A 1,588-nucleotide genomic window follows, 5' to 3' on the forward strand; every position below is an offset into this window, starting at 1 on the left:
CGGGGACGTGCAGGGGCGCCGCCTCGCGCCACACCAGGTCGACCCGGACCTCGCCGGCGACCCGCTCCTTGAGCCCGGCCGGGCTGTCGCAGGCGATGACCCGGCCCCGGTCGAGCACGGCGACGCGGTCGAGCACGGTCTCGGCCTCGATCACGTTGTGGGTGACCAGCAGCACGGTGGTGCCGTGTCCGGCGCGGCGCCGGTCGACGGCGGACCACACGGCGCGCCGGGCCACCGGGTCCATGCCGGTGGTGGGCTCGTCCAGGACGAGCAGGGGCCGCTCCCCCACCAGCGCGGCGGCGAAGCAGGCCAGCCGGCGCTGGCCGCCGGAGAGTTTCCTCAGCGGGCGCCCGGCGATCGGGGTGAGCCCCAGTTCGTCCAGGACGTCGTCCCGCTCGGCCCGCGCCCGCCGCGCGTCGAGCCCGCGCAGCCGGCCGGTGGTCTCGGCGGCGAGGGACACGGTCAGTTCGTCGAGGGCGCTGGACTCCTGGCCGAGGTAGGCGAGGATGCGCGCGGCGCGCTCGGGGTGGCGCACGATGTCGTGGCCGAGGATCTCGACGCTGCCGCGATCGGGCCGCATCAGCCCGGTGAGCTGGCGCACGAGGGTGGACTTGCCGGCGCCGTTCGGCCCGAGCAGTCCGAAGATCTCACCGCGCCGGATGTCGAGCCCCACGTCGTCGGTGGCCCGGACCTCGGGTGTCGCGGGGACCCCGCGCCGGCCGCGCACCGCCGGATAGGTCTTGGTCAGCCCGCGCACCGCACACACGACATCACCACCGTGCCGGGATCCCTGTGCCGCGCGCGTACTCACAAGGCACGAGCCTACGGGGTCTCGAACCCCGCCCCGTCCCCGGGGCACCCCACCACCCACCAAACCCACCCCAACCACCCACCCACGCCAAGACCGTGGCCCACTTCCCGGCCGGCCGAGTCGGGTGGCGGGTGACGGGTGGGCACAGGCCGGGGGTCCAGGGGGGCGGGAGCCCCCTGACGGGGGCGGAGCCCCGACACGGGGCGCGGGGCGGACCCCCGCCTACTCCCCGGCGGGAGCCCTTTCCGTACCGGTACGAAGATCCAGTTCACGCCAGAACCCCGCCCGAATGGCGTAACGATCACGCTCGTCGATCTGATCGTCCTTGTGGGCGAGCAGCCCGAAACGAGCCGCGTACCGCAACAGCTCCCCGTCGACACGGTGCGGAATCCGGGGGTACATCCCGGACAGCTTCTGGATGTGCCCCTGGTCCCCGAGCCGCTCCACCCAGCGTCGGGCGAACACCTGCCCCACCTCGAAGGGGTCCCCGCCGACGGTGGTGATGTCCTCCTCCCGGTCGGCCCACCGCTGCTCCGCCGTGGTCAGCTGGGCGAGCGTCGGCATGGACACCGCGTCCGGCGGCTCGGCGGCCGGCCGGTCGACCCAGCCCTTGTCCGAGGACCAGCGCAGGGTCGCGGAGGCGGGCTGCTGGGGCGGGTGCGGGCCGGGGCCGCGCAGCGCGGCCAGGTCCTTGGGGGTGGGTACGCCCTTGGCCGTGGCCGCCCGTTCGGCGGTGCCGTTGTGCCCGGCGGCCGGGTGCTGCGGCTCCTCGACGGT

1 protein-coding gene and 1 pseudogene are annotated in these 1,588 nt (G+C 75.2%); both read right to left on the reverse strand.

Annotation, left to right across the window (positions count from 1 at the left end; translation table 11 throughout):
- Positions 1–766 (reverse strand): ABC transporter ATP-binding protein (locus B7767_RS35645; RefSeq protein WP_085575668.1); only part of this gene is annotated, 766 nt, incomplete at its 3' end.
- A 267-nt stretch (positions 767–1,033) separates the two neighbouring features.
- Positions 1,034–1,588, reverse strand: a pseudogene (locus B7767_RS35650) (NYN domain-containing protein); the annotation flags it as partial.

The organism is Streptomyces sp. 13-12-16 (assembly GCF_002114215.1).
Lineage (GTDB): Bacteria > Actinomycetota > Actinomycetes > Streptomycetales > Streptomycetaceae > Streptomyces.